Source organism: Streptomyces sp. NPDC046379 (genome assembly GCF_055587785.1).
The window spans coordinates 1-1,022 of the sequence record NZ_JBVJFP010000009.1; the positions used below are offsets into that span (position 1 = coordinate 1).

General features: G+C 71.2%; 1 rRNA gene and 1 pseudogene. One reads left to right on the forward strand and one right to left on the reverse strand.

From position 1 onward, the window contains the following. Positions 1-92: ribosomal RNA gene (gene rrf / locus ACZ6KF_RS17055) — 5S ribosomal RNA — on the forward strand; the annotation flags it as partial. Between the two features lie 85 nt (positions 93-177). Here rrf and ACZ6KF_RS17060 read toward each other — a convergent pair. After that, a pseudogene (locus tag ACZ6KF_RS17060) lies at positions 178-1,022 on the reverse strand (hypothetical protein); the annotation flags it as partial.

Sequence of the window (1,022 nt, forward strand, 5' to 3'; positions counted from 1 at the left end):
CGCCCGGTTACATTCCGAACCCGGAAGCTAAGCCTTACAGCGCCGATGGTACTGCAGGGGGGACCCTGTGGGAGAGTAGGACGCCGCCGAACAATTTTTGGAAGGACCCCTGGTCACCAGCGTTCAGCTGGGACCAGGGGTCCTTTTTCTTTATGCTTGAGGTACCGAAGACAGGAGTCACCCATGTCCACCAACTCTCCCGACGACCGACCGGAGCGCGACCAGCGGCGACGGGACAGTGGGGACCGCGGTAGCCGGAGCGGCCAGAGCAGTCAGGGCGGCGGCTACCGCGGGGACCGTGGTGGGTTCCGCCGGGACAACGACCGCGGTGGCTATGGCGGCGGCCGGCGCGACGACAACCGGGGCGGCGGCGGTTACGGTGGCGCTCGGCGCGACGACCGCCGTGACGACCGGCGCAGTGACGAGCGCCGTGGTGACGACCGGGGTTCGCGCCCGCCCTTCCAGCGTGACGACCGCGATCGTGGACCGCGCCGGGACGATCGGGGTGGCCGTCCCGGTGGCTTCCCCCGTCGCGACGACCGTGGTGACCGTCCGGCCTTCCGTCGCGACGATCGCCGTGATGACCGACGCGATGACCGTCCGGCCTTCCGTCGCGACGACCGGCGCGATGACCGACGCGATGACCGTCCGGCCTTCCGTCGCGACGACCGGCGCGATGACCGGCGCGACGGAGACCGGGGCGGTTTCCGCCGCGACGACCGCGACCGTGGGCCGCGGCGTGACGACAACCGCGGTGGCTTCCGCCGTGACGACCGTCGCGATGACCGCCGTGACGACAACCGTGGCGGATTCCGCCGCGACGACCGTGGTGAGCGTCCCCCCTTCCGTCGGGACGACCGCCGGGATGATCGGCGCGATGACCGCCGTGACGACAACCGTGGCGGATTCCGCCGCGACGACCGTGGTGAGCGTCCCCCCTTCCGTCGGGACGACCGCCGGGATGATCGGCGCGATGACCGCCGTGACGACAACCGTGGCGGATTCCGCCGCGACGACCGTGG